Below are 26,200 nucleotides of genomic sequence, written 5' to 3'. Positions count from 1 at the left end.
TCCAGACATGGTTCAATACCAGAGACATGCCCGATCAGGGCGCAGGCGTCAGCTTTCGTAGTCGATGGCGTGGCGCAGCTGCTTTTCGTATTCCAGCGCCTTGCCGGTGCCCAGGGCCACGCAGTTCAGGCTTTCGTCGGCGATCGACACCGCAAGGCCGGTCTGTTCGCGCAGCGCCAGATCGAGATCACCCAGCAGCGCACCGCCGCCGGTCAGCATGACGCCGCGATCAACGATGTCGGCGGCCAGATCCGGCGGCGTGGTTTCCAGTGCGGTCATCACCGCCTCGCAGATCTGCTGCACCGGTTCGGCCAGCGCTTCGGCGACCTGGGCCTGCGAAATCTCGATTTCCTTCGGCACCCCGTTCAGCAGGTCCCGGCCACGGATCTGCATCGACTGGCCGCGGCCATCGTCGGGCATGCGGGCGGTGCCGATGGAGGTCTTGATGCGCTCGGCCGTGGCCTCACCGATCAACAGGTTCTGCTGGCGGCGCAGGTAGGAGATGATCGCCTCGTCCATCCGGTCGCCACCGACACGCACGGAGCGCGCATAGACGATGTCGCCCAGCGACAGAACCGCCACCTCGGTGGTGCCGCCGCCGATGTCGACGACCATGTTGCCGGTCGGGTCGGTGATCGGCATGCCCGCGCCGATGGCGGCGGCGATCGGCTCCGCAATCAGGCCAGCACGGCGTGCACCGGCAGCCAGCACTGACGAACGGATCGCCCGTTTTTCCACCGGGGTCGCGCCATGCGGGACGCAGACGATGACCTTCGGCTTGGAGAAGGTGGAGCGCTTGTGCACCTTGCGGATGAAATGCTTGATCATTTCTTCGGCGGTGTCGAAATCCGCGATCACGCCTTCGCGCATCGGGCGGATCGCCTCGATCGATCCGGGCGTCCGGCCCAGCATCAGTTTTGCGTCCTCGCCAACGGCGAGAACCTTCTTGACGCCATCCTTGACGTGATAGGCGACCACCGAGGGCTCCGACAGGATGACGCCTCGACCCTTGACGTAAACCAGCGTGTTCGCGGTGCCGAGGTCAATGGCCATGTCCGAGGTGAACAGACCGCCGAGATTTCCGAAGAGCGCCATGTAAGAGGGATCCTGTGAGTACTGCATTTATCTGACCGCGACTCTCTCGTCGGGCCGCAGACCTTGATCTTATAAGCAGGGCGGGCCTGCCGTAAAAGGGAGGAATCCGATCACCTAGCGTCTTTTCGCTTGTGAAACGGGTGGATTTCGATCTGTGCGGCCGGGATTCGTGATTTCGGTGCGCCTGCGCACCGCGCCGGCGCCCGAGTGGTGCCCTCAACCGGCAAAGATCGCATCCATCTGCGCCTTGTAGGTCGCCCAGGTCTTGGTGGCGCGGTTGCCGGCGTAGCCGTGATAATAGGATTTCCCGCTGGAGGTCGGCAGCCCGGCCCAGATCTTGGCCAGGTTGTTCATGAAGGCGGTCTGAGTGATCTCGCCAGCCTTGAAATCCGACAGGCCCGCCTCTTCGATCAGCTGATGGGCAAGCTGGTCCTGCAACTCGGGGCTGAAGTGGCGTCCCAGCGGCACGCCCTGGTGTTTGGCGAGACGGCGCAGGGTCGCCGGAATGAACTGATAGCGCCCGATCGCATGCGGCTGGCCCGGGGTGGCATCGATCCAGGCGTAGATCTCCAGCAGGGTCATGTCGGTGGGCGCAGCCGGGGGTTTGACCCGGGCGCCGTGCTGCACGGCATCATAGTCGGCCTGGCCCGCTTCGGCGCTGGCGATCACATTCATGATTTCGGCGACGTCCACACCCGCCTTTGGTGGCGGGCTGGCAAACAGGCTGCCGCTCATGCGACCGCGAAACAGGCTCGCCGCGCCGGGGTTCATCGAGACCGCGCCGCGGCCGGTTTCATCATCGTTGAGGAGGACCGCGCCAGAGGCTGGTGCGGATGTCCGCATGAAGAAACCGCCATCCCCCACCAGCGAGAAACCGGCGGAGTTTGCAGGGGCCGGACCGCTCCAGAGCGGCAAAATCAGCATCAGTGCAGTGAGCGCACTGACAAGGGAACTCGTTCTGAGGGGCATCTGGACCTGCTTCTGCGGGCGATTTCAGGGATCAGATTGCGCCATCTAGGTTGAGATTTCGTTTAGGCTGCGCCCTTTCGCAGCGGCGGGTTTGCGGCTATGGGATCTGCATGCTGTCGTATCAACATATCTATCACGCCGGGAACCTGGCGGACGTTCACAAACATGCCCTGCTGGCGTGGATGCTGGACTATATGACCCGCAAGGACAAACCGCTCAGCTATCTTGAGACCCACGCGGGGCGGGCGCTTTATGATCTCGGCTCTGCCGAAGCGGTGAAAACGGGCGAGGCCGCCAAGGGGATCGCGGCGGTGCGGGACTGGTTTGACGCGGATCACCCCTACGCACGGGTCCTGGACCGGGTTGACGCCGCGCATGGGCCGCAGGCCTATCCGGGCTCGCCCAGGATCGCGGCGGAACTGTTGCGCGTGCAGGACCGCCTGCATCTGGCAGAGCTGCACCCGCAGGAGGCCGAGGCGCTGCGCGCGGCGATGCGCAGCACCGGCGCCCGGGTTCATGCGCAGGACGGGTTCGAGATGGCGCAGTCGCTGGCGCCACCGGACCCGCGTCGCGGGCTGCTGCTGATCGACCCCAGCTACGAAATCAAATCGGACTACACACGCCTTCCCGGCATCATCGGCAAGCTGCACCGCAAATGGAACGTCGGAGTCATTGCGCTGTGGTATCCGATCCTGACAGACGGATCTCATGGTGCAATGCTGCGGGCACTGGAGGGGCAGGGCCTGTCCGGCACCCTGACGCATGAGGTGCGTTTCCCACCTGCGCGCGAGGGTCATCGCATGATCGGGTCGGGGCTGTTCGTGGTCAACGCGCCCTTCGGGCTTGCGGCAGAGGCCGCGCGGCTCGACCCGCTGTTCGCGACGCTCTGACCCACCGCGGCGGGCGTCAGGCCGATTGGAGGGCGTCGTCGCGGTCCTGCCACTGCGCGATCCAGTCCCAGCCGCCAAGGGCAGCAATCAGCGGCGCAAGCTCCGCCTCGTATTGCCGCCATTTGCCAAGTCCGTCGGTATTGAGGCCCTGTCGCACCTGAAGGCTGGAGGCGGTCAGGATCGCCGTGTCGCTCGCCTCGGGCATCAGGCAACGCGGATCCCAGGGCAGGCCCAGAAAGTCGAGAATGTCGCGCAATTGCGCCTCCGGCTGCGTTACCAGCGCCCGATAGGATTGCAGTCGCAGATCCGGCCCCAGTTTCGGGACGTAGTCATCCAGGCTGTCGTAAGTGCGGCGCAGCATGTGGCCGATCCATGCCAGCCGCCTTGTGTAGGGGTGGCGTTCGGCGAAATGGGTGGTGAACATCGAAAGCCCGACATCCAGCGGGTGGCGCAGCATGAAGATCGCGCGGCTCCCGGGCAGGATCATCCGCGCAAATCCGAGATAGAAGCTATCGGTCGGCATCTTGTCGAGCACAACCGGCTCTGGCGGGGGCGTCTGCAAGCGCGCCTGGGCCAGAAAGGTCGCGCGCCCCTGGTCAATCAAGGCTTGCGACGCGCCAGCGGTCCAGTCGTGCACATGCGGGATGGCCGCCGGATCATTCGAGGCCGCGCGGCAGGCATAAAAGGCGGTCTGCAAGGCGGGGCTTTCGCCGATGCTCGCAATCTCCGGGTGTTGCAACAGCATGGTTTCCAGCAATGTGGTGCCGGATCGCGCCGGGCCAACCACAAACGCCAGCTTTGGCGCAGCATGGGGCGGCTTCGGTGCGGGGGCCGTATAGCAGCGGCGCTGCGAGGCCACCCGGCGGTCGATCTTGTCCGGGTCATGGCCGCCTTCCAGCAGGCTGTTGCTGGTGGTGAAATGCACGAAGGCGGCCTCCGCGTCGTGGGGGCGCAACACTTTGGCGAGGGCGGTGTGCAGGGCGGCCCGCTCGGCGGCAGGGCGGCTGTCATCGCTGCTCATCTCGCGCAACAGCTGCGCCTCGGGGCTGTCCGGCGCCGGACGGCTGAGCCCGCAGAGCCCCAGAACGGCGGCGCTGCACGCAGGGTCACGGGCCAGGATGTCCTCAAACACGGCGCGGGCCTCGTCTTGGGCGCCCAACGTGGCGAGGCGGGCGGCAAGGCGCAGCGCGGCGGACTGCCGGTCCGGCCAGTGCTCGTGCAGGGTGCGCAGGATATGCACCGAGCGGTCCCTGCGTTCCAGATGCCAGTAACAATCCGACGCCGCCTCCAGCAGCGCAGGGTTCGCCGGATCGGCGGCCAGCAGCGGCTGGATCGCGCGCAGGGCCGTCACATAGCGGCCGGCATCGATCAGCGCGTGGTGTCGGGCGATGTCGAACCGGCCCGCTGCGGGGGCATGGCAGGGCTGAAGCGCGGACATGGGCGAGCCTCTCGTTTGGTGTTGCCACCAAGACTGGCCGCTCGAGCTTGAGAAACCATGAATGCCAGGTTCCACCACCGCGAAACCACCGGAAAACCAAGCTCTGTCCCGCCCCGCGTCTCCCATAGCCTCCGCGTCTCCCACAGAAAAAGGGGCACCCTTTGGTGCCCCTTCATCGTAATCCAGGGTGTGACGAGCTTCAGCCGATGTCCTTGTAGGAAATCTCGCGCGCGTCAGCGCCTTCGCCCATCTTGTCGCGGCGCACGATCAGACGGTTGAGCGCATCGATATAGGCCATGGCGGAGGCCACCACCGTATCGGTATTGGCGCTGTCACCGGTGGCGATGACGCCGTCCTCTTCGAGGCGCACGGACACCGTCGCCTGCGCATCGGTCCCCTCGGTCACCGCATGCACCTGATAGAGTTGCAGATGCGCGGAATTCGGATGGATCTTGCGGATCGCCTTGAAGGTCGCATCCACCGGACCGTCGCCCTCAGCGGTTTCGGTGACATCGGTGCCGTCGACTTCCATCTCGACGGTGGATTCCGCCGGACCACCGGTGCCGCAAACCACCTTCATCGAGACCAGCTTCAGGTGATCGTCCTCATCGCCGCTGGTGCGCATGAGCGCGATGATGTCGTCGTCAAAGACTTCTTTCTTGCGGTCGGCCAGCTCCTTGAAGCGGACAAACAAGTCCTTGAGCTGGTTGTCGCCGACCTCGTAGCCGAGGTTGGTGAGCTTGTCGCGCAGCGCCGCGCGGCCCGAATGTTTGCCAAGCGGAAGCGAGGTCCCGGCAAGGCCCACGTCCTCGGGGCGCATGATCTCGAAGGTTTCCTTGTTCTTGAGCATGCCATCCTGGTGGATGCCGCTCTCATGGGCAAAGGCATTCTTGCCGACAATGGCCTTGTTGAACTGCACGTTGAAGCCCGAAACCGTGGCGACGCGGCGCGAGATATGCATGATCTTGCGGGTGTCGATGCCGGTGGCAAAGGGCATGATGTCATTGCGCACCTTCATCGCCATCACCACCTCTTCGAGGGCGGTATTGCCCGCGCGTTCGCCAAGACCGTTGATGGTGCACTCGATCTGGCGCGCGCCCGCCTCGACGGCCGCCAGCGAGTTCGCGGTCGCCATGCCAAGGTCGTTGTGGCAGTGGGTGGCAAAGACGATCTCATCCGCGCCGGGCACGGTTTCAATCAGGCGGCGGATCAGGTCGGCGCTCTCGCGCGGGGCGGTGTAGCCTACCGTGTCGGGGATGTTGATGGTGGTCGCACCCGCCTTGATGGCGATCTCGATCACCCGGCAGAGATAATCCCACTCAGTACGGGTCGCGTCCATCGGCGACCATTGCACATTGTCCACCAGATTGCGCGCATGGGTCACGGTGTCGTGGATGCGCTCGGCCATCTCATCCATGGTGAGGTTCGGAATCGCGCGGTGCAGTGGCGAGGTGCCAATAAACGTATGGATGCGCGGCTTGGCGGCCTTGCGCACGGCCTCGGCGCAGCGGTCGATATCCTTGAGGTTGGCACGGGCCAGACCACAGATCATGGAGTTCTTGGAGCGTTCTGCAATCTCGCTCACGGCTTTGAAATCGCCCTCGGAGGCGATCGGAAAGCCGGCTTCGATAATGTCGACGCCCATGTCGTCCAGAAGCTCGGCAATTTCGAGCTTTTCATCATGGGTCATGGTGGCGCCGGGGCTCTGCTCGCCATCACGCAGAGTGGTGTCGAAAATCAGAACGCGATCCTGCGGGTTCACGGTGTCGGTAATGCTGGTCATGTCAGATGTCTTTCTTGCTCGGGTCCCCGCGGCGCTGTGGCGTCCTGTTCGGGGGGAAGGGTCCAATCCATGGCGCGCATGCACATCCTCTGAGCGGGCGCGCCGGATGGCACGCTCAGAGGCGGATTAGGAGCAGTAGGCCACGCGAAAGCGCGCCGCGGGTCGCAGCGTCGGCAATCTGGATATCGGCACACGTGGTCATGCGCCGAGTTATACAGGCCATGCGGCGAATGGAAAGGGGCAAATGTCTCTGCGCCGCAGCACGGTGGAGATTTCGGCGCCACCGTGGGAGGTGGATATTTGTAAGAAGTTGAAAGCAAAGGGTGGAATTATCCACGCAGCGCGCCAGTTAGCCCGAACATGACACGGCTTGTTTTAGTATTGGGCGACCAGCTGTCCGAAGGATTATCAGCGCTGAAGGCGGCTGATCCCGCACGCGATGTGGTGGTCATGGCCGAAGTGATGGATGAGGGCACCTATGTGCCGCATCATCCCAAGAAGATCGCTCTGGTTCTGGCTGCGATGCGCAAGTTTGCGGCCCGTTTGCGTGCGCAGGGTTGGCAGGTGGCCTATCGCCGTCTGGAGGAGGAGGGCGCTGACAGCATCGTGGGGGAGCTGTTGCGACGGGCCGAGGAATTTGAGGCCTCCGAGGTGCTGGCCACCACGCCCGGCGAATGGCGGCTGATCCGCGCGCTGAAATACGCACCGCTCAAAGTTCATTTCCACGCGGATGACCGTTTTCTGGCGACACGCGCGGATTTTGCCGACTGGGCAGCGGGGAAAAAGCAGCTCCGGATGGAGTATTTCTATCGGCTGATGCGCAAGAAAACCGGCCTGTTGATGGAGGGGGACGCCCCGGCGGGCGGCAAGTGGAACTATGACGCCGAGAACCGCAAAGCGCCACCAAAGGAGATCGACCATTCTGGCCCGCCCCGGTTTGAGCCAGATGATGACGTCAATGAGGTGCTGGAACTGGTCGAGGCACGGTTTGACACGCATTTTGGTGATTTGCGCCCGTTCTGGTTTGCCACCACCCGCGATCAGGCGCTGGAGGCGCTGGCGCATTTCATCACCCATGCCCTGCCGCAGTTTGGTGATTTTCAGGATGCGATGATGACGGATGAGCGCTGGCTCTATCATTCGATCCTCTCGCCCTATCTGAACATCGGCCTGCTGTCACCGCGGGAGGTCTGCGAGGCCGCAGAGGCAGAATGGCAGGCGGGGCGCGCGCCGCTCAACGCGGTGGAGGGGTTCATTCGCCAGATCCTGGGCTGGCGCGAATTTGTGCGCGGCATCTATTTCATCGAGGGCGAGGATTACCCCAGCCACAATGCGCTGGGGCAGACGCGCGCCTTGCCGCCGCTCTATTGGGGGGCGGAAACCGAGATGCAGTGCCTGTCGCAAGTGGTGCGGCAAACCCAGGAAGAGGCCTATGCCCACCATATCCAGCGGCTCATGGTGACCGGCAATTTTGCATTGCTGGCCGGGGTTGATCCAGCCGAAGTGCACGACTGGTATCTGGCGGTCTATGCGGATGCGTTTGAATGGGTGGAGGCCCCCAATACGGTCGGCATGAGCCAGTTTGCCGATGGCGGCATCATTGCCTCCAAACCCTATGTGTCCAGCGGCGCCTATATCGATAGAATGTCCAATTATTGCGCCAGTTGCGCCTATAAGGTGAAGCAGAAAACGGGCGAGGGGGCCTGTCCGTTCAACCTGCTCTACTGGCATTTCCTGAACCGTCACCGAGACCGGTTCGAGGGCAATCCGCGTATGGGCAATATGTACCGCACATGGGATCGGATGGACGCTGACAAGCGGGATGTGATCTTGCAGGAGGCCGACGCCTTCCTTGCCAAACTGGAGGCGGGCGAAAAGGTTTAGCGGGTTCTGTTCATCCAGAACTTGCGCCATCTGTCTTCGGTCTCGGGCGACAGCTCGGCCAGCGCCAGGGCATCCGGTGCCAGTCTGGGCAGATCCTTGGCGAGCTTGTCGGGCGCGCGTGCCGAGCGTTCGATCATATCAAGCGCGATATTGGCCCAGACGTTGCGTCCCTCGGGCGTTGGGGCGGCAAAGGCGCAGAGATAGGCGAGATAGCCGAACTCGGTGCCGCGCCCGAACCCGTGGCGCAGCGCGTAGGCCTTGGCTTTCAGGCGCAAATGCAACGGCTTGGGCGGCTCTGTTATCACAGGCAGGCGTTCTGCCAGCGCGGTGTTCACAGGCGCGCCGGGCGGGAACATCGCGTCAAAACGCCCGTGATACACATGGCGCATATAGGTCGAATACCGGCTGACCGTATCGTTGCCAAAGCGCAATTCACGCGCAGTTTGCGTAAGGAGTGCGCCAAGGCGGATTTGTTCCATATTTGATACTTTGGGGGCGGTATCCAGCACTTCATGCGGCTTCAATGACTGATCTATGATATCGCTTTCGGCCTCTGTCAGGCCCAGAATGCCTGTGTCGAGCACCTCTGTACCGGTCTGGATCTGGTCTTCGAGCGCGGTGCCTTTGCAGGCGTCAATGATGGGCGCCCACTCGGGGCGTCCCGCCAGCCAACCGTCGCGATCATAGAACAGCGGCACCTGGGCTGCGATGCGCTCGGTCATCTGCCGGGGCGGTGCCGTAAAGGCAGTGTCGGTCGCCACCCAGCAGACCGGGGTGTTGCGTTCTGAAAGGGCCAGTTGGAGTGCGTGAAGCTGCGCGCGGGCAGGTGCGCGCCCGGCGTCGGTCCACTGTGCAATTTGATCGGCTGACAGGATCTGGTGGCGCACGGGCAAATCCGGGCGGCGATTGCCCTCATCGCACATCAGCAGGATCTCCACCCCCTCCAGCCCCTGTTTCAGGGCGGAAAGGATGCTGTAGGAGAGCTGCTGTTGCTGGCGCGGCGCGCGCCCGTGGACAAGATAAAGGAGCGTGGCCATCTGGCGGGTTAGTTACCGTCACCCTCGGCCGCGTCCTCAGCCGGGGTGGTCAACGCGCCATTGTCCCATGTGCCCGAAGCCTCCTGCCCGGAGGCGTAGCGCATGGTGCCCGGTCCCTGCCGTTTGGAGTTCACGAAGCTGCCTTCGTAGACATCGCCATTGGCATAGGTGGCCGTGCCCTCACCGCTGATCTTGCCTTCGACCCAGTCGCCTTCATAACTGAAGCCATCGACCATGGTGATCTTGCCGGTGCCATGGCGCTGACCGTTTTCGAATTGCCCTTCGTAGATCGACCCATCCGCATAGGTGACCGTGGCCTCCCCATGGCGCAGACCGTCCTTCCAACCGCCCTCATAGCGGTAGCCGTCGGGGTAGGTCATGGTGCCCTGGCCATCGTTCTTGGCGTTCTTGAAGCTGCCCTCGTAGGTGACGCCATTGGGGTAGGTCGCCAGCCCGTCGCCCTCGATCACGCCGGCCACCCATTCGCCCTCGTAGGTGGAGCCGTCGGGATAGGTGATTTTGCCGGTGCCATGGGCCAGGTCATCGCGGAATTCGCCTTCGTAGACCGATCCATCCGGGTAGGTGACCTTGCCGGTGCCCTCGATCTGGCCTGCCTGCCACAGGCCGGTGTAGACATAGCCATCGGTGCCGGTGAAGGTGCCTTCGCCCTGGCGCAGGTCGTCTTCGAACATGCCCTCGTAGACATCGCCGTTGGCATAGGTCAGCTTGCCCTTGCCCACCCGGCGCCCGTTCACCAGCGGACCTTCGTAGACGTCGCCGTTGGGCTGCGTCAGCGTGCCGTTGCCGTTCATCTGGTCGTCGGCCCATTCACCGTCGTATTTGAGACCGTCGGGCATCACCAGCGTGCCGAGACCGTCGAGTTTGCCGTCCTTGACACCGCCCTGGTAGGTGGCGCCGTTGGGGTAGGTGATCTTGCCCAGACCTTCCTTGCGGCCCTCGACCCAATCGCCCTCGTAGGTATAGCCACCGGGGTTCTGCATGGTGCCGCGGCCATGGTGCTGCGCATTGACGAAATCGCCCTCGTAGCGCACGCCATTGGCATAGACGGCAACGCCATGGCCATTGATGACCCCATCTTGCCATTCACCCTCGTAGGTGCCGCCGTCGGCAAAGGTGATCTTGCCGATGCCTTCGGGTTTGCCCTTGGCGAATTCGCCCTCGTAGACGGACCCGTTGGGAAAGCGCGCAACCCCCTGGCCGCGGATCTCGCCTTCGACCCACTCGCCGCTGTATTCGTACCCGTTCGGCAGCGTGTAGGTGCCCTGACCATGTTGCAGCCCGCCCTTGAACTCGCCTTCATAGACGCCGCCGATCTCGTCCTGGGTGGTCAGAACCTGATCCTCCTGCGCGAAGCCGGGGAGGGGCGCGCCCGCCGTCGCCAGCGCAAGCAGGGAGGTCAATACGATAGTGGAGCCGATGCGGGTCATGGAAACCTCAGTTGCCTCAGTGAATTGCGAGAGCTGCCTGTCATGGGGTGCTTGCCCGGAACTTATGCCAGCGGGGATGATGTCGCAACGGTTTTGCCCCATTGGTCTTTTCCTTCGGCGGGGATCTGATACATGGCGGGGGAGGATATGCATTCAAGGACCCGGACGATGGCTGACAGGTTTCGCATCACGCTTGCGCAATTGAACCCGACGGTGGGGGATCTGGGTGGCAATGCCGCCAAGGCGCTGGACGCCTGGCAGACGGGACGCGACGCCGGGGCTGACCTGGTGGCGCTGCCGGAGATGTTCATCACCGGCTACAATACGCAGGATCTGGTGATGAAACCGGCCTTTCATCAGGCCGCGATTGCCGAGGTCGAGACACTGGCCGCTGCCACGGCAGAGGGTCCGGCGCTGGCGATCGGCAGCCCCTGGGTCGAAGGGGGCAAGCTATATAACGCTTATCTGATCCTGAAGGGCGGCAAGATCGCGTCCAAATGCCTGAAACACCATCTGCCGAATGAAACCGTGTTTGACGAGGTGCGGATTTTTGATGCCGGGCCGTTGGGCGGGCCATATTCCGTTGGCAATACCCGTATCGGCAGCCCGATCTGCGAGGACGGCTGGCATGAGGATGTCGCCGAGACGCTGGAAGAAACCGGCGCCGAGTTCCTGCTGATCCCCAATGGTTCGCCCTATTATCGCGGCAAGATGGAAACCCGCTACAACCACATGGTGGCCCGCGCGGTCGAGACCGGCCTGCCTGTGATCTACCTCAACATGGTGGGCGGTCAGGACGATCAGGTCTTTGACGGTGGGACATTTGCACTCAACCCGCATGGCGCATTGGCGGTTCAGATGCCGGTCTTTGACGAATGCATCGCGCAGCTCGATCTGGAGCGCACCGCCGATGGCTGGCGCATCAAGGAGGGCGAGAAGGCGTATCTGCCCGATGCGTGGGAGCAGGACTATCGCACCATGGTGCTGTCCTTGCGCGACTACATGGGCAAGACCGGCTTCAAGAAAGCGCTGCTGGGCCTCTCGGGCGGTGTGGACTCTGCCATCGTGGCCGCCATCGCGGTCGATGCGCTGGGCGCGGAGAACGTGCGCTGTGTCATGCTGCCCTCGGAATATACCTCCAAGGACTCGCTGGAGGATGCCGAGGCGGTCGCCAAGGCGCTGGGCGTGCACTACGACTATGTGCCAATTTCCGAGGGGCGCGAAGCGATCACCAACACGCTGGCACCGCTCTTTGCGGGGCGTGACGCGGATCTCACCGAAGAAAACATCCAGTCCCGCCTGCGCGGTCTGTTGTTGATGGCGATGTCGAACAAATTTGGCGAGATGCTGCTGACCACCGGCAATAAATCCGAGGTTGCGGTGGGCTATGCCACCATCTACGGCGATATGAACGGTGGCTATAACCCGATCAAGGATCTCTACAAGACACGGGTCTTTGAAACCTGCCGCTGGCGCAACGCCAATCACCGGGACTGGATGATGGGGCCGGAGGGCGAGGTGATCCACCCCAATGTTATCGACAAGCCCCCCTCGGCCGAGCTGCGCGAAGACCAGAAGGACAGCGATTCCCTGCCGGACTATCCCGAGCTGGATGCGATTCTCGATATTCTTGTGGATCAGGACGGATCGATTGCGGATTGCGTCGCCGCGGGCTTTGATCGCGATGTGGCAAAACGGGTCGAGCACCTGCTTTATATCAGCGAATACAAGCGCTTTCAGTCCGCACCGGGTGCCCGCCTGACCAAGCGCGCCTTCTGGCTTGATCGGCGCTACCCGATTGTCAATCGCTGGCGTGACCCCAGCTGAAAAACGCGGCGGCATCGTTCTGAAACAGGAGGGTTCCGGCCCTGATTGAGGCCGGAAGAACACAGGCCGCAGGAACTGGTCCCACGTGCCTCATGCGCGGCTGGACCCGCTCTTTGCCCACGGACTAGAACTGCCCCATGCCCGGACCTCAGCTGCCTCATTTCAATTCGGACCGCGCGCTGCCAAACGCGGTTGATGTTGTCGTGATCGGCGGTGGCATCGTGGGTGCCTCCACGGCGCTGGAACTGGCCGAACGAGGCCATTCCGTGCTGTTGTGCGAAAAGGGCCAGATCGCGGGCGAACAAAGCTCGCGCAACTGGGGCTGGGTGCGCATGTCGCAGCGTGACCCCCGCGAAATGGCGCTGATGACCCATTCCCAGCGCATCTGGGAAGGGCTGGACGCACGCACCGGCTACGCGACGGGCTATACCAAATGCGGCATCATGTTCACCGCAGGCAGCCGCAAGCGCGAGGCGGAGTTGTTGGCCTGGGCGGAGCATCTGAAGGCGATCGGCGGCGAAGGCCACATGCTGCGCGGCGCGGCGCTGGAGGCGCTGACACCGGGCTATGGCCATCGGTTGCGCGCGGGCTTTCACACGCCGCAGGACGGCTGCGCCGAACCGCAGATGGCCACGCATGCAATTGCCTCTGCTGCGCGCGACAAGGGCGCCGTGGTGGTCACCGGCTGTGCCGTGCGCCGGCTGGACGTGGAAGCCGGGCGCATCCGTGGCGTGCTGACCGAGAAGGGCCGCGTCACCGCAACGGCCGTGGTGGTTGCGGGCGGGGCCTGGTCGCGCCTGTTCCTGCGCAATGAGGGCATCTTTCTGCCACAACTCAAGGTGCTCAATTCCGTGATGCGGCTGTCGCCGGTCGAGGGCGTGCCGGAAACCGCACTTTGGGCGGCGGGCTTTGGTCTGCGCAAACGTGCAGATGGCGGCTACACCGTTGCCTCGGGCGGCGAAAACACCTTTGACATCGTGCCCGACACCTTCCGCATCGGTCACCGCTTCATTCCGGCCTTTCTGCAGGATGTCACCGCCCTGCGGTTCCGCCTGTCCAACCGCTGGGGCATCGAGACCCGCGAGGCCCGCCCCTGGACCGGGCAGGATCGCACCCCGTTTGAGGAAACCCGCGTGCTTGATCCGCAGCCCTCGCAAAAGGCCCTGCGCCGTGGGCTTGCGGCGGTACGCGATGCCTTCCCGGCGCTGGAAAAGGCCGATGTCACCCAAAGCTGGGGCGGCCTGATTGATGTGACCCCGGATGAAATTCCGGTGATCTCCGAAGTGCAGGCCCGACCCGGCCTGTTTGTCTCGACGGGCTACAGCGGGCACGGCTTCGGCCTTGGTCCCGGTGCCGGGCGGCTCACCGCGGATCTGGTGACGGGGGACGCGCCCATTGTGGACCCGCGCCCCTTCCGCCTGAGCCGCTTTGGGTCTTACCCCATCATCTGATAGCTGACCGGCACAAACCTGAACCCGTCGCCCCGCGTCTCCACATAGCCCGCAGCCGGGAACGGCATATGATAGCCGATCATCGGCGTGCGGCTGTCCGCCAGCATCGAAAGCACCCGCCGCCGCGTTGCCGAGGCCGCATCCTTGTCGGTGTCAAAGCTGGTCTGCCATTCGGGATGGGCAAAGGGGAACACATAGTGATTGGCCAGATCCGCCGTCAGCAGCAGTTGCTGCCCGCCGCTTTCGATCATGTAGACCATATGCCCCGGCGTATGCCCAAAGGCCGCCATGCCGGTCACGCCCGAGGCCACGGTGCCGCCATCTTCGATAAAACTCATCTTCTCGGCCTGCGGAGTTACCTTGGCCCGCACCCGATCCGCGCCGCCATTGCCCTCGGGCAACCCGGTCCAGTGGTCGTATTCCGCCGCCGCTGTCACATAGCGCACATTGGCAAAAGTGGCCGCGCCGCTGTCGTCGGTCATGCCGCCGATGTGGTCGCCATGCATATGAGTCAGCACCACCACATCGATCTCGTCGGGGGTCACACCCGCATCCGCCAGCGCCGAGGTGATGCCGCCCGCGTTGAGGCCAGTATCAAACAGGATTTTCTCTGACCCCGTATCGACCAGCGTCGGAGTAAAATAGAACTGCGCGCTGGTGTCGGAGATGAAATTCTCCTGAGCGACCTCTGCAAACGCCTCATCCGAAGCCCCGCCGCCAAAGATATCTTTCACCCCATCGCGCCCGGTGCTGCCCGCAAGCAGGCTGTGCACGGTATAATCGCCAACCTTGAAGGCGCGGGCATGCAAGGGTTTCATGGCGCCCCCTTCACCAGTGGCCTTCACGGGCGCAGCAACACTGGCGGCAATCGGGGCGGCGGCGGCACCGGCCAGCGCGGCACGGCGGGATAGCTTTACTGTCATCCTCTTGGTCTCCCTGTTGATTGATATGATCCAAGCCTAGCGCGCCAGCCCGCAAAGTCCCCTGAAGCCCGATCACGAATGCGTGGGAGCGCCACATCGCCTTCAACTTCTCCCAAATATCCCCGCCGGAGGCCGCGCCCCGGCAGGGGCGCTCTTGGCGGCGAGAGAGATGCGAAAACTGGACAATTCCGCGCGCCTGTGACAGAGCAACCCCAACAGGAGATATGCGATGACCACCACCCGTTTTGCGCCGTCGCCCACCGGCTATATCCACGTGGGCAACCTGCGCACCGCCTTGATGAACTATCTGATCGCCCGCAAGGCTGGCGGCACCTTCATCCTGCGCATCGATGACACCGATCCCGAACGCTCGAAAGAGGTATACGTCGACGCGATCAAGCAGGATCTCGAATGGCTCGGCCTCACCTGGGACAAGGTGGAACGCCAGTCCGAGCGGCTCGATCGTTATGCCGAGGCCGCCGACAAGCTGCGCGAGATCAACCGGTTCTACGAGGCCTTCGAGACCCCGACCGAACTCGACCTCAAGCGCAAGAAGCAGCTCAACATGGGCAAGCCACCGGTCTATGACCGCGCCGCACTGGCGCTGTCTGATGCGGAAAAAGATGCCCTGCGCGCCGAGCGTGGCAATGGTGTGTGGCGGTTCAAGCTCGACCACGAGCGCATTGAATGGACCGACGGCATTCTTGGCGACATCTCCATTGATGCGGCCTCCGTGTCGGACCCGGTGCTGATCCGCGGCGACGGGCAGGTGCTTTATACCATCGCTTCGGTGGTGGATGACACCGACATGGGCGTCACCCATGTGGTGCGCGGCTCTGACCATGTGACCAACACCGCGACACAGATCCAGATCATGTCGGCGCTGGGCCATGGCCACCCGGAATTTGCGCACCACTCGCTCCTGACTGGACCGCAAGGGGAGGCGCTCTCGAAACGTCTCGGCACGCTGGCGCTGCGCGATCTGCGTGAGGCGGGTGTGAAGCCTTTGGCACTTTTGTCGCTGATGGCCCGTCTGGGGTCTTCTGATCCGGTGGAATTGCGCACCGATATGGCAGAGCTGATCGAGGGGTTTGACATCAACCGGTTCGGCTCTGCTCCGACCAAGTTCGACGCCGAAGACCTCTACCCGCTGACCGCGCGCTACCTGCAAACCCTGCCGGTGGAGACCGTCAACGCAGAGCTTGATGCCATCGGGGTGCCAGCGGACAAGCAGGAGGCCTTCTGGGCGGTGGCAAAGGAAAACATCACCACGCTCAAGGATCTTGAGGGCTGGTGGAGTCTGTGCCGCGACGGGGCGGAGCCTCTGATCGCCGACGAGGACAAGGACTTTATCGCCGAAGCGATGACCCTGCTGCCCGAAGGCCCTTACGACTCCGAAAGCTGGGGCAAATGGACCGCCGCCGTGAAGGAAAAGACCGGCCGCAAGGGCAAAAGTCTGTTCATGCCGCTGCGCAAGGCAGTGACCGGCATGGAGCGCGGTCCCGACATGTCGGCGCTGCTGGCCTTGATGCAGACCGTGCGCGCGCGCGACTGAGACGGGAAACACCGACGTATAAGACCGGGCAGGGCACAGGCTCTGCCCGTTTTTTTATGGGCTACGCCGCGCCGAAATAGCCGCGGCGCATCTCACCGGCAGCCCGGGTCATCGCGTCATTGGGGTGGTGCTCCAGCGTCTTGAGGGCGGATTCCATCCAGTCCATGACCTCTGGTGCAGCATCCTCGGCACAGCGGGCGATGGGCGGAAAGCTTGCCTTCAGCAGGGATGCGGCGGTGACCGGCGGCAGGTGGATCTGCGGAAACCTTGCGTCCGATTTGGCGGTTTCGGTGTCTTCGGGCAGGGTTTCCCACAACAGGCGTTCGATGCGGCCCATGACTTCGATCGCGGTGCCGGGGTCGTTGATCCCCGGCGACAGGGCGCGCTGTGCGGTTTCCGCCAGCAGCGTCAGGCCAAAGGTCGGGTCCTGCTCGAAGCTGCGGACATCGCCGATGTCTATGAGACCGCTTGCGGCTTCACAAAAGGCGTCATCCGCCCCCTCGGCGACCGCGACGGGGCGACCGCGCAAGACAAATTCGCCGGGCAGGCGGGTCAGGTAGAGCGTGACGCCCGCCTCCTCGGCCCGTGTGTTTAGCGCGGCCATGTCGACAAAGCGCACAAAGCCGCTTCGGGCGGCGGCAATGGGACGTGCATCTGACGGAGGTTCGGTCTTGCCACAACAGCCGCCAAGACAGGGCGTGTCCTTGCGGGCCCGAAGGCTGGTGCGGGTGCGGGTCTCGATCAGGCGCAGCGTGTGATCCATGCTGCCCAGATCCGACAGGTGATCGATCCAGCGCAGAATGGCGATCACGATCAGCACCACCACCAGCACCGTCATCACAAACACCACAAAGGCAGCGCCCGGCGGATAGATCTTCGCCCGAAACAGGATGATCGCGCTTAAGGAATAGACAAAACCGCCGGTAAAGGTCGCCAGCACGCTCTGGGTGACTGTGTCTTCCAGCAGCAGCCGGTAAACCCGCGGCGTCGCCATTGAGGAAGCCGTGCGATAGGCGCTGACCATGACGTTCAGCGAAAACGTCGTCACCGCCAGCATGCCGGAGGCCAGGATCGTCAGCACCGGCAGCACCGCATCGCGGCCAAAGCGGTCTTCCCATTCTTGCGGCAGCACAGGGGCCAGCAAGGGGGCCACCGCGAGCGCAAGCAAGGAGAACAGCGAAATCGCAACCACCCGAAACCACAGTTGGCGCACAATGCGTCGCAGCAGCAGGAGGCCGCGCGAGATCATAGGCTGTCCGCTAGAACCCGTGCGCCAGCCTCCGCGATCAGCGTATCGTGGAACGCGCGCTCGGCTGTGGTCATCTCTTGATGGCGCGGATAGCGCGGGGTGGCGCGATCATCGAGGATCGGCGTGTCCCAGCCATCGGTCGTCGCCATAAAAGCCCGCGCGCCGCCTTCGCCAAAGACCTCTGTATAGCCGCGTAGCACCACGTCGAGATAGCTCATCAGGATCTTGTGGCCATTGGCGTCCCGGTCCTGCGTCTCTTCGGGCACCTGATAGAGCGAGATTTGCGGGGCAGGGGCCATGTCATGTCCGACCTGCGCGGTTACATCCACCCGCACATAGCCGGTTTCCCGTTCATCCAAAGCAGCCCAGTCGCCATTCGGCACGGCGGCCAGCAGCCCTTCGATCACGTTGCCGGGCGCGGCGGTGACGCTTAAGAATGCCAGATCACGTTCAGGCGTATGGACCCATGCACGCCGCCAGCCTTGCAGGCGCGCGGGGCGGGTGTTGCCATAAACATGGGTGGCGGTGTTCACGAGGCTGCCGAAGCCGAAGAAATGCGGTGTCATGGGGCCTTGTCGTTTTCTGAGCGAGCTTTGATGTATGTCAAACCGCTTTTTGTCCTAATTTGCAACAGTAGGTCATCGCCGCCAATGGGAGAGGGCCCCAGACATGCGTATCACAAAAAGAACCAATATCGCGGTCCGTCTGCTGATGTATTGCGCCCTCAATGAGGGTCGCCTCGTTACAAAATCCGAAATCGCGCAGCGCTGCAACATCTCGGAGAATCATCTGGCACAGGTGGTCAACCAGCTGAGCCAGCTTGGGTTTTTGAAAACACAACGCGGGCGCAATGGCGGGCTGAACCTGAGCCGCTCTGCCGATGAGATCTGCATTGGCGACGTATTCCGGCAGGTCGAGGGCGGCCTGCCGATGGTGGAGTGCTTTGCCGATGTCGACAATACCTGTCCCTTGGTGGATGCCTGCCGCCTGCGCGATGCGCTCAGCCGCGCGGGGGAGGCCTTTTACGGCGCACTCGACGGGGTCACATTGGAAAGCCTGACCTGCGATAACTTTGATCTGCAACGCATTTTGGCACCTGTGTCCTGTCCGGGGCCAGCGGTGGCCGCGCACGCCTAGAGGGCTGCGCCCCTAGTCGCGCGCGCGCAGCACCCGGGCGGGCCGGGCGGCCAGCGGGCGCAGCGCATAGGCCAGCCCGGCAAAGAGCGTTACCAAGATGCCGCCGCCGATCACCCCAAGCGCATTGGGCCAGATCACCACATAGTCGGTCTCCAGTACAAAATGGCTCACCGACCATGCGCCAAGGATGCCCGCCAATAGCGCCACGCCTCCCGCCGCCGCGCCCAGCAGGGCCGAGCGCAGCGCAAAGCTGCGCAGGATCTGACCGCGCGGCGCGCCAAGCGTTTTCAAGAGTGCCGCCTCGTAGCGCCGCGCAGGTTCCGCCGCGGCCGCCGTGCCCAACAAAACCAGAAACCCGGTGAACAAGGTCGCCGCCGCGCCATAGGCGGTGGCGGTGGCCAGTTGGCCGAGGATTTCGGACACGCGGTTGATCGCGTCCCGCACCCGGATTGCGGTGATATTGGGCATGGCGCGGGCCACGTCGCGCAGGATTGCCGCCTCGGCCTCCTCTTCGGCATAGACGCTGGCGATATAGCTATGGGGCGCGCCGCGCAGGGCGGCTTCGTTCATGGTCAGGATGAACCCCATGCCCGCGTTGGAAAAATCCACCTCGCGAAAGCTGGTGATGGTGCCGGTGATGTCGCGGCCCAACACATTGATGGTCATGGTGTCGCCGAGCTTGAGGCCCATTTCCTCGGCCTCCTCGGCGGCAAAGGAGATCTGTGGCTCCCCATTGTAATCCTCGGGCCACCATGCGCCTGCGGTCACCTTGGTGCTTGCGGGTTTGGCGGCCGCATAGGTCACGCCGCGATCGCCCCGGATCACCCAATGATCGCCCGCAACCTCCTTGGCCGGGCGGTCATTGATGCGGGTGATGATGCCACGCAGCATCGGCGCATTGTCGACCTTGCTGACCTGTGGGTCCCCCTCGACGCGTTCCAGAAAGGCGGGCATCTGGTCGCGCTGAATATCGACAAAGAAATAGGAGGGCGCCACGTCCGGCAGGTTGCCCGCAATGGCGCGGCGCATGTTGCCGTCGATCTGGCCGATCGCAGCCAGCACCGTGAGGCCAAGCCCCAGCGCCAGCACCGCCGGCATTGCGCCTTCGCGGGTCGAAGAGATGGAGGCCAGCGCCCAGCGCAGGGCCGGTCGCCCCCGTGCCACCCGGTTGCCCACCCGCGCCAGCGCGCCGATGGCGGCCCCGGCAATCAGCAGCACGATGAGCGCGCCGATCAACCCGCCCGCGGTCCAGAGCGCCAGCCGGGGCGAGCCACTAAAGAACGCCGCAGCCGCGATCAGCAGGCCCAGCGTCGCAAGCGTTGCGACGATGTACCGTGGCGCGGGCCAATGGATTGTCCCGCCCACCGCATCCCGGTAGAGCGCCGCCGCCCGGATGCGTTCCGCCCGTGCCAGGGGCCAGAGGGTGAACAGCAATGCGGTCAAAACACCGTAAAGTGCCGATTCCGCCAGCGCGCCGGGATAGACCGAGAATACCGCCGGAAAGGGCAGTTGTGCCGCGATCAATGGCCCCAGCACCAGCGGGCCAAGCCCGCCGAGCAGTAACCCGAGGGCAATCCCGCAGAGCGACAGCACACCGATTTGCAGAAAATAGGTCAGAAAGATCACCCGCCGTTCGGCCCCGAGGGTGCGCAGGGTGGCGATGGTCTCTGTTTTGGTGGCGAGGTACGCGCGTACCGCCGTTGAAACCCCGACGCCCCCGACCGCCAGACCAGAGAGACCGACCAGCACCAGAAACGCGCCCAGACGTTCGACAAAACGCGCAATTCCCGGCGCGCCGTTGCGGGCATCGCGCCAGCGCATGCCGCTGTCCTCAAACCGTGCGCGGGCGTCCTGTTCCAGCGCCTGCAGATCGGCCTCGGGGGGGAGGGTCAGGCGGTATTTGGTGGAATAGAGCGTGCCCGGCGCCAAAAGGCCCGATTGCGCCAAGGCGTCGGTGTGTACCAAGGTGCGCGGCCCGATGGAAAACCCGGATCCGGCGGCATCCGGCTCCCACGCGAGGAGGCCGCTCAGGCGGAACTCCTGCGTGCCAAGGCGAAACCCGTCGCCCTCGCTCAGGCCCAGCCGGTCAGCCAGCACCTTTTCCATCACCGCGCCGGGGCGGCCATCGACCTCAGCCAATGCCGCGTGCAGGGGCTGGCCCGAGGTCAGGCGGACCTCGCCGCGCAGAGGGTAGGCGGCGTCTACCGATTTTACCTGGGTCAACGCGCGTTCTTCCCCCACCACGGCCATGGAGCGAAACTCCACCACCTCGGAGCGATCACGGGCGATCTCCTCCATCCAGGCGGATTCATCCTCGGACGCAAAGCGATAGGTGAATGTCAGCTCCGCATCGCCCCCCAAAAGACTCGCGCCTTCGCGCGCAAGCCCCGCCTCGATCGACGCCCGGATGGAGCCGATAGCGGCGATGACACCGACCCCCAGCGCAAGGCACGCAAGAAACAAACGAAAGCCTTGCAGGCCGCCGCGCAATTCGCGCAGGGCAAAGCGCCACGCAAGGCGAAGCTGGCTCGGAGCCGCTACCTCAGCGCTCATTCCGCCGCCTCACGCTGGGCGCTTGTCAGGATGCGACCATCGCGCAAATGCACCGTGCGGTCGCAGCGCTCTGCCAACTCAGGCGCGTGTGTCACCATCACCAGCGTGGAGCCATGCCGGTCGCGCAGATCAAACAGCAGATCCATCACCTGTGCACCATTGGCCTGATCGAGATTGCCTGTGGGTTCGTCTGCCAAGAGGATCTCGGGCCGCGTCACCACCGCACGGGCCAGCGCCACCCGCTGCTGTTCGCCACCAGACATCTGCGCGGGCATATGATCGCAGCGATGGCCCAGCCCCACGGCCTTCAGTTCCTCGCGGGCGCGGTCAAATGCATCACGCGCGCCAGCCAGTTCCAACGGTGTGGCGACATTTTCCAGCGCCGTCATCGTCGGGATCAGGTGAAAGCTCTGAAACACCACCCCCATATGAGCGCGGCGGAACCGGGCCAGGGCGTCCTCACTCAGCCGGGTCAGATCCTCGCCCATGGCGCGCACGCTGCCGCCTGTGGCCTGCTCCAGCCCGCCCATCACCATCAGGAGCGAGGACTTCCCGGACCCCGATGGCCCTACCAGCGCCAGCGTCTCGCCCGCCGCGACATCCAGGGTGATCTCTTCGAGGATACGCACCGGGCCGGTATTGCCATTGAGCGACAAATGCACATCTTGAAGCGTAAGAACGGGGCGGGCGTCGTTGCTCATTCGGGGCTACCTGTCTTTTTGATCTCAAATGGATATGGAGTGTCCGAGGCCATGCGCAAGTTTCTCAGGCAAATTGCAGCGAGTTTCGCCACGATCCTGGCTTTGACGCAAATCGCCTGGGCGGAGCCGATCCGGCTGACTGCCTTTGGCGACAGTCTTGTGCAGGGATACGGGCTGGCGCAGGAGGAGGGTTTTGTGCCGCAGCTCGAAGCCTGGCTGCGCGATCAGGGGCATGCGGTGAGCGTGAGCAATGCCGGCGTGTCCGGAGAGACCACAACCGGCGGGGCCGCGCGCATCGACTGGTCGCTGGCGGATGACCCGGATGGGGTGATCGTGCTGTTGGGGGGCAATGACCTGTTGCGGGGGCTGCCACCGCAGGAGACCCGCGCCAACCTGGCGCAGATCATCACGGCGTCACGGTCTGCCGGAGCCGAGGTTCTGCTGATCGGGATGCAGGCCCCGGGGAATTATGGCGCAGACTACAAAGCGGACTTCGATCGCATCTATCCGCAGCTGGCCGCCGCGCATGACGTTGTGCTGCATCCGTCGGCTTTTGCCGGTATCATGTCAGAAACGGACGGGGATCCCTCCCGCATCGCTGAGTTCCTGCAAGCTGACGGTATTCATCCAAACGCGCGCGGGGTGGCGCTCAACGTTGCGGCACTCGGGCCCAAGGTGCTGGACCTGATCGGACGGATCAACGCGTCCGACACCGGCGTAGACGGCTGATGTTGCGGCGCCTGTTGGGCGTGCAACTCTGGCGCGCGACCGCATGCGCGCCGCGCCCAGATCGCAGCGTTTTGCGCTGCCCGGGGCGGGTGTGGTGCGGCTTAGCCGACGACGGTTCTCTGGTCTTCCGCGGGAGGGCAGTCTGATCGGTGATCCTGCAGCACATAGCCAATGCAGATCACGCTGAGGGTCCCGAAGGCCCCCGCCCCGGAATAGATCAGGAGGCAAGTCCAAAGCGGAAGGGAGAGCGCAAAATAGGAAATGCCGGCGGTGACCAGCCCGGCAATCATCCCGAATAAGAAACCCGAAAAGGCCATCTGACCGAAGTCCTCCCTATCTGGCGTCCAGAAACAGAGAAAACCGCAATCCGGTTAAGGTCTTGCAGTGTTTCTCCTTGGCTGCACAGAAGCCTTACCAATTTCGGCTTAATAAATTTTTAACATATCTACCGCCGGCGCCAAAGCGCAAATATTTTGCAGATTGGAGCGCGGTTTGCCCCGGATATCCCGGCCTAGGCGTGAACCAGCGCCGCTTCGGCCTCGTCCGGATCGGGCTCGGGGGCAGCGGATGTGCCGCGCACCCACTGGCACAGACCAAAGATCCCGGTCACCAGCAGGGTGGTGACGCAGCCGCTCAGCATGTAGATCAACACGCAGAGCCAGACCGGTGCGCCAAAGGCCAGCCCGGCTGTCACGGCCAGTACGCCACTTGTGATGATCGCAATCAAGACTGCTGCCACAATCATGGTTCACCTCCTGGTGTCATCCCCTCGGGGATGATCCGAGTCTCTCCCCAGGGAATTATTGGCAGAGGATTATGGTCAGAATATGGAAGTTCTTGCGGCAGGTAAACCTTAGGTTGTGGATGGTGATAAAACCGGCGGAGAATGACCGGTGGTGATCGAATGGCAGCGATTGCTCCTGACCGGCGCACAGGTTATCACCTCTGCCAACCTCATTCCCCTAATGACGGAGCAATCCCATGGCCTCCTACCAGTACGTTTACCACATGCAGGGCGTCTCCAAGACCTACCCGGGTGGCAAGAAATGCTTTGAAAACATCCACCTGTCCTTCCTGCCCGGCGTGAAAATCGGTGTCGTCGGCGTCAACGGCGCCGGTAAATCGACCCTGATGAAGATCATGGCCGGTCTCGACAAGGACTTCACCGGCGAGGCCTGGGCGGCCGAGGGCGCCAAGGTTGGCTACCTGCCGCAGGAGCCGCAGCTCGACGAGAGCCTCAGTGTGCGTGAAAACGTGATGCTGGGCGTGGCCGAGAAAAAGGCCAAGGTCGACCGCTTCAACCAGATCGCGGTGGAAATGGCGGAGAATTACTCCGACGAGCTGATGGAAGAGATGACCGCGCTGCAGGACGCCATCGATTCAGAGAACCTCTGGGATCTCGACAGCCAGGTCGACGTCTCCATGGAGGCGCTGCGCTGCCCGCCGGATGATGCGGCGATCAAGGATCTCTCGGGCGGTGAAAAACGCCGTGTGGCTCTGTGCAAACTGCTCTTGGAAGCGCCCGACATGCTGCTGCTCGACGAACCGACCAACCACCTGGACGCAGAAACCATCGCCTGGCTGCAACAGCACCTCATCGACTACAAGGGCACCATCCTCTGCGTCACCCACGACCGTTACTTCCTCGATGACATCACCGGCTGGATTCTGGAACTCGACCGGGGTCGCGGCATTCCTTACGAGGGCAACTACTCGAGCTGGCTGGAGCAAAAGGCCAAACGTCTGGAGCAGGAAGCCCGCGAGGACAAGGCCAAGCAGAAAACGCTGGAACGCGAACTCGAGTGGATGCGTCAGGGTCAAAAAGCCCGTCAGGCCAAATCCAAGGCCCGTATCGCCGCCTACAACGAGATGGCCAGCACCTCCGAGCGGGAAAAGGTCGGTCGCGCCCAGATCGTCATCCCCAATGGCCCGCGCCTTGGCGGCAAGGTGATCGAGGTGGAAAACCTCGCCAAACACTACGGCGACAAGCAGCTGGTCGAAGGGCTGTCCTTCTCGCTGCCGCCCGGTGGCATTGTCGGCGTGATCGGCCCCAACGGCGCCGGTAAATCGACGCTGTTCCGGATGCTGACCGGTCAGGAACAGCCGGACGAGGGCTCCGTCACCTATGGCGACACGGTGAAGCTCTCTTATGTTGACCAGTCCCGCGATGACCTCAACGACAATGACACGGTCTGGGAAGCGATTTCCGGTGGCGCCGAGATCATTGAGCTGGGCGATGCGCAGGTCAATTCGCGCGCCTATTGTTCCTCGTTCAACTTCAAGGGCGGCGATCAGCAGAAGAAGCTGAACCTCCTGTCCGGTGGGGAGCGCAACCGTGTCCACATGGCGCGCCTCCTCAAGGAAGGCGGCAACGTGCTGCTGCTTGACGAGCCGACCAACGACCTCGACGTGGAAACCCTGCGCGCGCTTGAGGATGCGCTGGTCGATTTTGCCGGCTGCGCGGTGGTGATCTCGCACGATCGTTTCTTCCTCGACCGGATCTGTACCCACATCCTCGCCTTTGAAGGCGACGCGCATGTGGAGTGGTTCGAGGGCAACTTCGAGGACTATGAGGAAGACAAGAAACGCCGTCTGGGTCCGGACGCACTGGAGCCCAAGCGCCTGAAGCACAAGAAGTTCGTGCGGTGATGTAATTTGGAAGGGAGTGATCAACCGCTTCCTTCCAACCATTGCTGCTGGACGAAATGTGCAGATTCCTGCTGCGTGTCCCACAAATACAAGGCCCGTGCCTGACCTTGGGAAGGTGCGAATGCGCCTTTGTCATGCTGGAAGCATGCCTCTGGCATGGGGGAAGGTCAGGCGCGGGCCGGGCGGCTACGCCTTCCGGCCCAGAACTGTGACGAAACGCTTGGGGCTGCTATAAGCAATTCTCATGGCTGCAGTTGGGGCGTCGCTGCCTTTGGCACGCGGAAATCCTCCGGCGGCGGGTTTCGTCGTTGAACGCGGCGCGGCGGGTCCATATGGTTCCCGCACGGACGACAGACAAAGGACGCTCCAGATGACAGAAGAGACCATCCAGTTGCTGACCCCGCAGGACTGCCTCGTGGCGGTGATGGTGGCGGTGTCGGCGTCGGACGAGGACATCCGAACCGCCGAGCTGGTCAAGATCCAGAATGCGGTCAACATGTTGCCGATCTTTGCCGAGTATGACGCCGACCGCATTCCGGCGGTGTCGCGGACCGTCTTTGACCTTTTTGAACAGGAGGACGGGCTGGATGCGTTGTTCGGCCTGGTTCGCGATATTCTGCCCGAACGCCTGTTCGAGACCTGCTATGCGCTGGCCTGCGACGTGGCGGCGGCGGATGGGACGCTCAACGACAATGAACTGCGCCTCCTGGAAGAGATCCGCTATGAGCTGAACGTGGAGCGCCTGCATGCGGCGGCCATCGAACGCGGCTCGCGGGCGCGCCATATGGTCTAGTATATGCCCCGGCGCAGGGGGAGAGATCCCTGGTCGCGACACTGACCGGATCACTGCAAAGGGCGGCCCGCATCGGGACCGCCCTTTTT

Annotated in this window: 21 protein-coding genes; 9 read left to right on the top strand and 12 right to left on the bottom strand. The window is 63.4% G+C overall.

Annotated elements, in window-relative coordinates:
• Positions 1-48: 48 nt before the first annotated feature.
• Both ACXAF5_RS15060 and ACXAF5_RS15055 read right to left on the bottom strand, forming a co-directional pair.
• Positions 49-1,095: a rod shape-determining protein gene (locus ACXAF5_RS15060; RefSeq protein ID WP_239322803.1), complete on the bottom strand. Its 1,047-nt coding sequence runs from the start codon at positions 1,093-1,095 to the stop codon at positions 49-51.
• Positions 1,096-1,311: 216 nt separating this feature from the next.
• Positions 1,312-2,064, bottom strand: coding sequence for a lysozyme family protein (locus ACXAF5_RS15055; protein WP_474947215.1), 753 nt, complete (start codon positions 2,062-2,064; stop codon positions 1,312-1,314).
• 110 nt (positions 2,065-2,174) lie between these two features.
• Here ACXAF5_RS15055 and ACXAF5_RS15050 point away from each other — a divergent pair, with 110 nt between their 5' ends.
• A complete protein-coding gene (locus ACXAF5_RS15050; RefSeq protein ID WP_474947214.1) occupies positions 2,175-2,954 on the top strand; it encodes a 23S rRNA (adenine(2030)-N(6))-methyltransferase RlmJ in 780 nt (259 codons plus the stop codon).
• A 16-nt stretch (positions 2,955-2,970) separates the two neighbouring features.
• On the opposite strand, the gene ACXAF5_RS15045 is transcribed toward ACXAF5_RS15050, so the two are convergent.
• Together ACXAF5_RS15045 and ACXAF5_RS15040 are read right to left on the bottom strand one after the other, a co-directional pair.
• Positions 2,971-4,392, bottom strand: coding sequence for a tetratricopeptide repeat-containing sulfotransferase family protein (locus tag ACXAF5_RS15045; RefSeq protein ID WP_474947213.1), 1,422 nt, complete (start codon positions 4,390-4,392; stop codon positions 2,971-2,973).
• A gap of 199 nt (positions 4,393-4,591) precedes the next feature.
• Positions 4,592-6,175 carry a 2-isopropylmalate synthase gene (locus ACXAF5_RS15040; RefSeq protein ID WP_474947212.1) on the bottom strand — a complete coding sequence of 528 codons (1,584 nt, stop codon included), beginning with the start codon at positions 6,173-6,175 and terminating at the stop codon, positions 4,592-4,594.
• Positions 6,176-6,535: 360 nt separating this feature from the next.
• On the opposite strand from ACXAF5_RS15040, the gene ACXAF5_RS15035 reads away from it, so the two are divergent.
• Positions 6,536-8,059 carry a cryptochrome/photolyase family protein gene (locus ACXAF5_RS15035; protein WP_474947211.1) on the top strand — a complete coding sequence of 508 codons (1,524 nt, stop codon included), beginning with the start codon at positions 6,536-6,538 and terminating at the stop codon, positions 8,057-8,059.
• On the opposite strand, the gene ACXAF5_RS15030 is transcribed toward ACXAF5_RS15035, so the two are convergent.
• Positions 8,056-9,096 (bottom strand): hypothetical protein, encoded by a 1,041-nt coding sequence (locus tag ACXAF5_RS15030; protein ID WP_474947210.1) that lies wholly within the window; start codon positions 9,094-9,096, stop codon positions 8,056-8,058. The two genes, ACXAF5_RS15035 and ACXAF5_RS15030, sit on opposite strands and share 4 nt — an antisense overlap.
• Before the next feature lie 8 nt (positions 9,097-9,104).
• Positions 9,105-10,544: an MORN repeat-containing protein gene (locus ACXAF5_RS15025; protein WP_474947209.1), complete on the bottom strand. Its 1,440-nt coding sequence runs from the start codon at positions 10,542-10,544 to the stop codon at positions 9,105-9,107.
• Positions 10,545-10,712: 168 nt separating this feature from the next.
• Here ACXAF5_RS15025 and ACXAF5_RS15020 point away from each other — a divergent pair, with 168 nt between their 5' ends.
• Positions 10,713-12,371, top strand: coding sequence for an NAD+ synthase (locus ACXAF5_RS15020; protein WP_474947208.1), 1,659 nt, complete (start codon positions 10,713-10,715; stop codon positions 12,369-12,371).
• Positions 12,372-12,508: 137 nt separating this feature from the next.
• Positions 12,509-13,822, top strand: a complete 1,314-nt coding sequence (locus ACXAF5_RS15015) for an NAD(P)/FAD-dependent oxidoreductase (RefSeq protein ID WP_239322812.1) — start codon at positions 12,509-12,511, stop codon at positions 13,820-13,822.
• On the opposite strand, the gene ACXAF5_RS15010 is transcribed toward ACXAF5_RS15015, so the two are convergent.
• Complete coding sequence (locus ACXAF5_RS15010) at positions 13,807-14,745, bottom strand: MBL fold metallo-hydrolase (protein ID WP_474947207.1); 939 nt, start codon at positions 14,743-14,745, stop codon at positions 13,807-13,809. The genes ACXAF5_RS15015 and ACXAF5_RS15010 overlap by 16 nt on opposite strands.
• A 229-nt stretch (positions 14,746-14,974) precedes the next feature.
• Between ACXAF5_RS15010 and gltX the strand changes: the two genes are divergently transcribed.
• The gene (gene gltX, locus ACXAF5_RS15005; RefSeq protein WP_474947206.1) at positions 14,975-16,300 is read left to right on the top strand and encodes a glutamate--tRNA ligase; all 1,326 of its coding nucleotides are present in this window, start codon (positions 14,975-14,977) and stop codon (positions 16,298-16,300) included.
• Positions 16,301-16,361: 61 nt separating this feature from the next.
• Here the strand turns inward: gltX and ACXAF5_RS15000 are convergent, their stop codons facing one another.
• Together ACXAF5_RS15000 and ACXAF5_RS14995 are read right to left on the bottom strand one after the other, a co-directional pair.
• Positions 16,362-17,549: a DUF2254 domain-containing protein gene (locus ACXAF5_RS15000; protein ID WP_474947205.1), complete on the bottom strand. Its 1,188-nt coding sequence runs from the start codon at positions 17,547-17,549 to the stop codon at positions 16,362-16,364.
• Complete coding sequence (locus ACXAF5_RS14995) at positions 17,546-18,115, bottom strand: gamma-glutamylcyclotransferase family protein (RefSeq protein WP_474947204.1); 570 nt, start codon at positions 18,113-18,115, stop codon at positions 17,546-17,548. Before ACXAF5_RS14995 ends, ACXAF5_RS15000 begins: the two co-directional genes overlap by 4 nt.
• A gap of 103 nt (positions 18,116-18,218) precedes the next feature.
• Here ACXAF5_RS14995 and ACXAF5_RS14990 point away from each other — a divergent pair, with 103 nt between their 5' ends.
• Positions 18,219-18,686: an RrF2 family transcriptional regulator gene (locus ACXAF5_RS14990; protein ID WP_474947203.1), complete on the top strand. Its 468-nt coding sequence runs from the start codon at positions 18,219-18,221 to the stop codon at positions 18,684-18,686.
• Positions 18,687-18,698: 12 nt separating this feature from the next.
• On the opposite strand, the gene ACXAF5_RS14985 is transcribed toward ACXAF5_RS14990, so the two are convergent.
• Together ACXAF5_RS14985 and ACXAF5_RS14980 are read right to left on the bottom strand one after the other, a co-directional pair.
• The gene (locus ACXAF5_RS14985) at positions 18,699-21,239 is read right to left on the bottom strand and encodes an ABC transporter permease (RefSeq protein ID WP_474947202.1); all 2,541 of its coding nucleotides are present in this window, start codon (positions 21,237-21,239) and stop codon (positions 18,699-18,701) included.
• Entirely contained in the window at positions 21,236-21,940 is a 705-nt protein-coding gene (locus ACXAF5_RS14980; protein ID WP_474947201.1) for an ABC transporter ATP-binding protein, read from the bottom strand. Before ACXAF5_RS14980 ends, ACXAF5_RS14985 begins: the two co-directional genes overlap by 4 nt.
• A 51-nt stretch (positions 21,941-21,991) precedes the next feature.
• Between ACXAF5_RS14980 and ACXAF5_RS14975 the strand changes: the two genes are divergently transcribed.
• Positions 21,992-22,669 (top strand): arylesterase, encoded by a 678-nt coding sequence (locus ACXAF5_RS14975; RefSeq protein ID WP_474947200.1) that lies wholly within the window; start codon positions 21,992-21,994, stop codon positions 22,667-22,669.
• 511 nt (positions 22,670-23,180) lie between these two features.
• Here the strand turns inward: ACXAF5_RS14975 and ACXAF5_RS14970 are convergent.
• Positions 23,181-23,414 (bottom strand): hypothetical protein, encoded by a 234-nt coding sequence (locus ACXAF5_RS14970; RefSeq protein WP_474947199.1) that lies wholly within the window; start codon positions 23,412-23,414, stop codon positions 23,181-23,183.
• Positions 23,415-23,650: 236 nt separating this feature from the next.
• Here ACXAF5_RS14970 and ettA point away from each other — a divergent pair, with 236 nt between their 5' ends.
• Together ettA and ACXAF5_RS14960 are read left to right on the top strand one after the other, a co-directional pair.
• A complete protein-coding gene (gene ettA / locus ACXAF5_RS14965; protein WP_239322823.1) occupies positions 23,651-25,318 on the top strand; it encodes an energy-dependent translational throttle protein EttA in 1,668 nt (555 codons plus the stop codon).
• Between the two features lie 370 nt (positions 25,319-25,688).
• Positions 25,689-26,111, top strand: a complete 423-nt coding sequence (locus ACXAF5_RS14960) for a tellurite resistance TerB family protein (protein WP_239367274.1) — start codon at positions 25,689-25,691, stop codon at positions 26,109-26,111.
• Positions 26,112-26,200: the final 89 nt, after the last annotated feature.

The sequence above is a fragment of the Epibacterium sp. ABV4_022 genome (assembly GCF_056159345.1).
This window is presented reverse-complemented; position numbering and strand designations above follow the sequence as displayed.